The 6,095-nt window shown below is 65.1% G+C and carries 6 protein-coding genes; 1 reads left to right on the top strand and 5 read right to left on the bottom strand.

Annotated features, from left to right (window positions below; all coding sequences use genetic code 11):
- Nucleotides 1-123: 123 nt before the first annotated feature.
- Both VXJ37_RS15085 and VXJ37_RS15080 read right to left on the bottom strand, forming a co-directional pair.
- Nucleotides 124-1,140 carry a sugar phosphate isomerase/epimerase family protein gene (locus VXJ37_RS15085; protein ID WP_331323846.1) on the bottom strand — a complete coding sequence of 339 codons (1,017 nt, stop codon included), beginning with the start codon at nt 1,138-1,140 and terminating at the stop codon, nt 124-126.
- A gap of 350 nt (nt 1,141-1,490) precedes the next feature.
- The gene (locus VXJ37_RS15080) at nt 1,491-1,940 is read right to left on the bottom strand and encodes a MarR family winged helix-turn-helix transcriptional regulator (RefSeq protein ID WP_331323845.1); all 450 of its coding nucleotides are present in this window, start codon (nt 1,938-1,940) and stop codon (nt 1,491-1,493) included.
- A gap of 167 nt (nt 1,941-2,107) precedes the next feature.
- Between VXJ37_RS15080 and VXJ37_RS15075 the strand changes: the two genes are divergently transcribed.
- Complete coding sequence (locus VXJ37_RS15075; RefSeq protein ID WP_331323844.1) at nt 2,108-3,313, top strand: MFS transporter; 1,206 nt, start codon at nt 2,108-2,110, stop codon at nt 3,311-3,313.
- Here VXJ37_RS15075 and VXJ37_RS15070 read toward each other — a convergent pair.
- From VXJ37_RS15070 to VXJ37_RS15060, 3 genes are read right to left on the bottom strand one after another with little or no spacing between them, the layout of a single operon-like run.
- Nucleotides 3,310-4,326 (bottom strand): LacI family DNA-binding transcriptional regulator, encoded by a 1,017-nt coding sequence (locus VXJ37_RS15070; RefSeq protein ID WP_331323843.1) that lies wholly within the window; start codon nt 4,324-4,326, stop codon nt 3,310-3,312. The genes VXJ37_RS15075 and VXJ37_RS15070 overlap by 4 nt on opposite strands.
- A 55-nt stretch (nt 4,327-4,381) precedes the next feature.
- Nucleotides 4,382-5,275, bottom strand: a complete 894-nt coding sequence (gene iolB / locus VXJ37_RS15065) for a 5-deoxy-glucuronate isomerase (protein ID WP_331323842.1) — start codon at nt 5,273-5,275, stop codon at nt 4,382-4,384.
- A gap of 17 nt (nt 5,276-5,292) precedes the next feature.
- Nucleotides 5,293-6,033 (bottom strand): GntR family transcriptional regulator, encoded by a 741-nt coding sequence (locus VXJ37_RS15060; protein ID WP_331323841.1) that lies wholly within the window; start codon nt 6,031-6,033, stop codon nt 5,293-5,295.
- Nucleotides 6,034-6,095 lie beyond the last annotated feature (62 nt).

Below are 6,095 nucleotides of genomic sequence, written 5' to 3'. Positions count from 1 at the left end.
TCCCCCCCCCCCCCGGGGCCCACGGCTCGCGTCCGAGGGCAGTTTCGTAGCGGCCTTGTCCAGTTGAACCTTAGGAGGGGCGGTGCAAGCGCGCAGCCCCTCCTGCTGTTGGCGGCGGGGTTATCAGGCAGGGTCCAAGGACGCCGAGAGGGCCGCGTCAGCGTCCTTCAGGACCTTTGCAGCAACCTTGAGCCCCTCGATCCTTCCGAGGGAGACGTCTTCGTGCTCGATGTTGACCAGCATGTTCGGATCCACGTCGTGCAGTGCGCGCAGGAAGTCGGTCCAGTACGCAGTGTCATGGCCGCGACCCAGGGCCACGAAGTCCCATGCGGAGTCCTTGGGCCATTCATTGGCCCATTCTTCTCCGCCGAGGTTGGTGCGGTTTTCATCCGAGGAGAGGCGGCGGAAGCTGTTGTCCAGTACGCCGTACAGGGCCGCGTTGCCGGAGTTAATCCGGACGTCTTTGGCCGCGGCCTGGAAGACAAGAGGCCCGAGTTCGCGTACCACGGCCACCGGGTCCATCTGCTGCCAGAACAGGTGCGAAGCGTCCAATTCGACCCCAACATGGGTGGCGCCGGTGAGTTCGATGAGTTTACGCACATCGGCAGTGTTGAATACGATATTCTGCGGATGGAGTTCCAGGGCCACTTTCACCCCGTGGTCTGCCGCGAGGCGGTCCGTTTCCCGCCAGAAATTTGCCGCCAGTTCCCACTGGTAGTCCAGTACGTCCAAGGCAGCTGAGTTCCAGGCGTTAACCACCCAGTTCACCACGGTTGCGCGTGGTTCGCCGCCGGGGAGGCCTGACATGGTGACCACCCGGTCCTGGCCAAGGCGGTGGGCCAAACGGATGGAGCGGCGGATGTCCTCGGCATGCTTGCCGCCAATCTCGGGCCTGGGGTGCAGCGGGTTGCCGTTGCAGTTCAGGCCGGCGATGGACACCCCGGTGCCTTCAAAAATGGCAAGGAAGTCGTCCCGGGCTGCGTCGCTTTCGAGGATCTGCTCCATCGTCGGAACGTGCACCGGGGGCAGGAAACCTCCTGTGTTGATCTCGATGCCCGTCAACCCCAGATCCGCAATAACCTTCAAGGCTTCCGGTAGGGGACGGTCATGCAGGATCGCGTTGTAGACGCCGAGTTTCATACCAGTACCTTCTTCCGTTGTTTAGCGCCGACTCCGTGACGGCGCCGAGGAGGCCCATGTTTCGCACGCCTTCAGCAAAGGAGGCTTAGCGGGGGAGGGAAGTTGCTTTTTCGAGGCCGGACACCTGCTCCGACAACGGCTACAGCAAGGCCTTGAGCCATGGATTGCTCGTTTGAAATGCTTGTCGGACCCCCACTCCCGGGTCCATTAGAGCGCTCTAATACGAACCACTGAAAGACTAGGTATGTAAGTATGTCCTGTCAATAGGATTGCGCATTTGCGCTTGGATGGTCGTAAAAGGATGGCCGGAGCGGTGGTTCAGCCCACTACCCGGAGGCCGGTGGCTCCGGTCAGGATGCTGCACGCAGCTTGGGGAGCGCCTCCACCAGTGGTGCCAGCTCTGGAGTGGCCGTTGCCTCCTCGAGGGCGCGCTCCAAGGTGGCGTCGTGAACCGGCCGAGCCTCCGCCAGCAGGCTGCTTCCGCTGGGGGTGAGCTCGGTGTAGATACCGCGGCGGTCGTCGTCGCACAGGATCCTGGTCAGCAGGCCGCGGTCCTCCAGCCGGTTCACCAGGCGGGTGGTGGCGCTGGGGCTCAGTGCCGTGGCCCGGGCCAGTTGCTGCATCCGCATGTGCCACCCGTCCTGCCGGCTGAGGGCATCAAGGACGGTGTACTCCACCACGGAGAGCTTTGACTCCGCCTGGAGGGAGCGTTCTAGTTCGTTCTCGATCAGCCCGTGCAGGGCCGCGAGGGTGCGCCAGCCCTGCGCCCGGACCTCGACGGCGTCGTCCCTGATGCCCATGCCTGCTCCTTGCCGAATGGCTCCGATGGGAGCCGTCAGTAACCTGAGATAGATAGTTGCTTGCGCGGCATATTTGCATATGCAACAATAAATACCGCGCCTGCAAATATCTTAGGCGCGATCCATCGAAGGGAACAACCACACCGACAGCTCAAAGGAGCATTCGCATGCCTGTTGGCCTGATAGCACTCGCCCTGGGCGGGTTTGGCATAGGACTTACTGAATTCGTCATTGCCGGCCTCCTGCCGCAGGTAGCGGCCGACTTTGGCGTGAGTGAAGCGTCGGCGGGCTGGTTCATCTCCGGTTACGCCCTATCCGTGGTGGTGGGTGCCTTGGGGCTGACTGCCGCCGTGACGCGCTTCGAGCGCAAACCTGTCCTGGCTGCGCTGCTGGTTCTGTTCACTGCCGGGAACCTGCTCTCCGCCACGGCAGACGGCTACTGGCCCATGATGCTGGGCCGGGTCGTCGCAGCACTTTCACACGGCGCGTTCTTCGGGATCGGGGCCGTCGTGGCGGCGGGAATGGTCCCACCCAGCAAGAAGGCCGGCGCCATCGCGCTGATGTTCACCGGCTTGACCGCGGCCAACGTCCTGGGCGTGCCTTTTGGCACGCTGCTGGGCCAGGCCGCAGGGTGGCGTGCCACCTTCTGGGCCATCACCGTGATTGGCGTAGCCGCGCTCGCCGGCATCCTGGCGCTTGTCCCCAAGTCCGCCGGTGCAACGGAAGGGGTAGGCAGCCTCCGCTCCGAACTCCGTGCCTTCCGCTCCGGGCAGGTATGGCTGTCCATCATCGTCACCATCCTCGGCTTCGGCGGGATGTTTGGCGCGTTCACCTACATCGCCTACACCCTGACCGAAGTATCCGGTTACAGCACTTCCGCCGTGCCGTGGCTGCTCATTCTCTTCGGTGTGGGCCTCTTTGTGGGTAATACGCTGGGCGGTAAGGCCGCCGACCGCAACGTGGACCGGACGCTCATGGTGGTGCTCGCCGCTCTGACGGTGGTCTTGGTGGCGTTTGCCCTCACGGCCGCCAACCCCATCCTGACGGTCATCTCTTTGGTGCTCATGGGAGGTTTCGGTTTTGCCACTGTGCCGGGCCTGCAGATGCGCGTCATGAAATACGCCTCAGGGGCTCCCACGCTCGCATCCGGAGCCAACATCGGCGCCTTCAACGTGGGCAACGCCCTGGGCGCCTGGCTGGGCGGCGTCACCATCACCGCCGGATTCGGCTACACATCACCCATCTGCGCTGGCGCACTGATCACCCTTGCGGGCCTGGCCGTCATGGCGTTCGCCGCGGCAGACGCAAAGCGGAGCGAGCGGCATGGGCAGGTCCAGGTGCAGGAAACGGCGGAGGAATTGGTCGGCCGCTAGGCATCCGCGTTGGAGGACCGGCGAACCATCAACGCCGGGTCGAGCTTGCGGATGACCGCCGGACCTGCAGCGCCGGCAATCCGGTCCAGGATGGTTTGGGCCGCCAGCCGGCCCAGCTCCCCGGCGTGCTGGTCGATCGACGTCAGGCCAACCAGCGGCGAGGCTCCCGCCTCAATGTTGTCGCAGCCCACCACCGCCACGTCGCCGGGGATGGAAAGCCCCCGGGAAACCAGCGCTTCCATGATGCCGATGCCGGTCAGGTCGTTGTGCGCGAAGACTGCCGTGGGGAGCGTCGCGCCCGAGTCCAGAAACTGCTCCATGACAGCCCTGCCGCCGCGTTCGGTCATATCACTGTGGACCAGTTGTGGTTCCAGGCCGAACTCCTGCATGGCGTGCAGGTACCCGTTGCGGCGGTCCGCGTAGGGGAGCCAGTCGGAGATGTCGAAATGCGCGATCCGCCGATGCCCCAGGTTGTACAGGTGCTCCACGGCGAGTGCCCCGGAACGGAAGTCGTCGGTTAAAACGGAGTCAATGCCGTCGACCTCGATCTGCCGGGTGATGACGACGGCGGGCGTCCCGCGCAGTGCCCCTGCCAGTTCCGTCGAGGTGCCGGTGTACCCGGCCAACAGCACGCCGTCGACGCGCAGGTCCACGAAAGAGCGCACGGCCTCCAGTTCGGTTCCGGGGTCTGCGGAGCCGACGGCGACCATCACCTGGTTGCCGCTGCCCGCCAGGCCTTCGGTGATGCCGTCATAGATATCAGCGAAGACGGAGTTGTGCAGGTCGAGGAACAGGACGCCCACGGTTTTGGTCCGGTGGCTTGCCAGCCGGCTGGCCAATCTGTTGGGGGAGTAGCCCAGGGCAGCGGCGCTTTCCAGCACGGCCGTCCGTTTGGCGGGCGAAACGTTGGGGGACTCGCGCATCACCAGGGACACCAGGGCGCGGCTCACGCCGGCATCGCGTGCCACGTCCTCCATGGTCACCGACCGTGGGGAAGGGGAGGTCTGTTTCACAGAACCCACTATGCCAGCCCCCTGCCGCCAGTCCCGCCAGCCTGGGCTGCCCGTGTCAGGCCCCGAACGGCAGCCGGGGATCGATGTTCTGGCTTTCCCAGGTCTGCCGGACCCAGCCGTGGTGCGGGTCGTCGCTGATCAGCCACTCGCGCACCGGCCCCGGACCGGCCATCACGTTCAAGTAGTAGAGGTCGTACCCAGGCGCCGCCATGGCCGGTCCATGCCAGCCGTAGGGGACCAGGACAACATCTCCGGTGCGCACCTCAGCCGCGACATCTATGGGGCGGTCGTCCGATGCATAGACGCGCTGGTAGCCGATGGCATCCACGTCGGCGGGCGCCCCGGACGCCGCGGCCACCTGGGTCTCGAAGTAGTAGATCTCCTCGAGGGAGGTCTCGCCGTCTTTCTCTTCGTCGTGCTTGTGCGGAGGGTAGGAGGACCAGTTCCCGGCGGGCGTGAGGACCTCGCAGACGATAAACCGGTCTGCTTCCAGGGCGGCCGGAGTGCCGAAGTTGTGGACCTGGCGTGAGCAGTTGCCCGCCCCTCGTAGTTCCACAGGGGTTTCCGCGGCTGACACCAGGCGCGTGGGGTAGGAAGCCTTGGCCGGCGCGGTTGTCACGGCCACACGTCCGCCGTCGGCCGAGCTGATGCCCACGGCACGCCCGGCACCCGAGTAGAGCACGTCGGTAGGGCCGGAGAACACCGAAGTACGGCCCGCAAGCGGGTAATCCGTGCCGTCCACGGTCACGGTAAAGGACCCGTTGAGGGGAACCACTATGCGTTCCTCGCCCGCTGCGGGAAGTTCGACGGCGGCGCCCGCGGCGAGGCTGGCCACCTTCAGGCCGGTGTGGGCCCAGCCGTCCACCGTGAGGGATGAATCGGAGGTTCCGATCGAGATGTCCCATTTGCCGTCGGCGGCGGTGCCCAGGGGGTAGACCCAGTTGGTCATGGAGTTGGCTCCTTGAATTATCGCTGTACCAATGTCATTTCAAAGCTGTAGGAATCGGCGCGGTACACATGGTGGCCCGTTTCAACCCGGCGGCCGGTATCGTCCACAGCGGTGCGCTCCATGGTGACCAGGGCCGATCCGGCCGCGGCATCCAGCATGGAGGCCTGGTACTCATCGGCGGTTTTGGCCCCGATGCGCTGGGTAGCCAGCCGGAAGTTCACTCCTCCGCGGCGGAGGATGGAGTACAGGCCCTCTGCCTGCAGCATGGCCTCATCCATGTCGGCAATGTCGTCGCGCACCCAGTTCTCCATGAGGGCGAGGGGCTTGCCGCCCACCTTGCGGAGCCGGGTGAAGTGGTACACCTTGGCCCCTGCAGGCAGTTGCAGTGTGGTGAGGGTGGCGTCATCAGCCTCCACATGCGAGAAGCTCAGGACCTCGGTGGTGGGCTTCTTGCCGTTGTTGCTGAGGTCGTCGTAGAGGCTGGACAGCTCCAGCGGGCGGCGAACCTGGCTGGAGACCACCTGGGTTCCTACCCCTCGCTTGCGCACCAGCAGGCCGGAGCGGACCAGTTCGTCCATGGCCTTGCGCATGGTGGGCCGGGACAGGTTGAGCTGGGCTGCGAGGTCGATCTCGTTGTCCAGCCGGCTTCCGGGCTCCAACGCCCCGCTGTAGATCGCCGCTTCGATGCCCTGGACCACCTGGTGGTACAAGGGCACGGGCGAGGAGCGGTCGATGCTAAGTCCCAGGTTGTTCGCCACGATGCGTTCCCTTGTCTTCGGTATGTTGCGTCCACGTCCCCGGCAGGACTGCGGCTTGGCGG

It is taken from the genome of Pseudarthrobacter phenanthrenivorans, assembly GCF_036455295.1.
Classification (GTDB): domain Bacteria; phylum Actinomycetota; class Actinomycetes; order Actinomycetales; family Micrococcaceae; genus Arthrobacter; species Arthrobacter phenanthrenivorans_C.
Note: the sequence above shows the minus strand (reverse complement) of the source record. Positions and strands in the feature narration are given on the sequence as shown.

Bases quoted from the DNA above. Each gene is read 5' to 3' on its own strand.
- VXJ37_RS15085 (WP_331323846.1), bottom strand. From the start codon at position 1,140: ATGAAACTCGGCGTCTACAACGCGATCCTGCATGACCGTCCCCTACCG.
- VXJ37_RS15080 (WP_331323845.1), bottom strand. From the start codon at position 1,940: ATGGGCATCAGGGACGACGCCGTCGAGGTCCGGGCGCAGGGCTGGCGC.
- VXJ37_RS15075 (WP_331323844.1), top strand. From the start codon at position 2,108: ATGCCTGTTGGCCTGATAGCACTCGCCCTGGGCGGGTTTGGCATAGGA.
- iolB (WP_331323842.1), bottom strand. From the start codon at position 5,275: ATGACCAACTGGGTCTACCCCCTGGGCACCGCCGCCGACGGCAAATGG.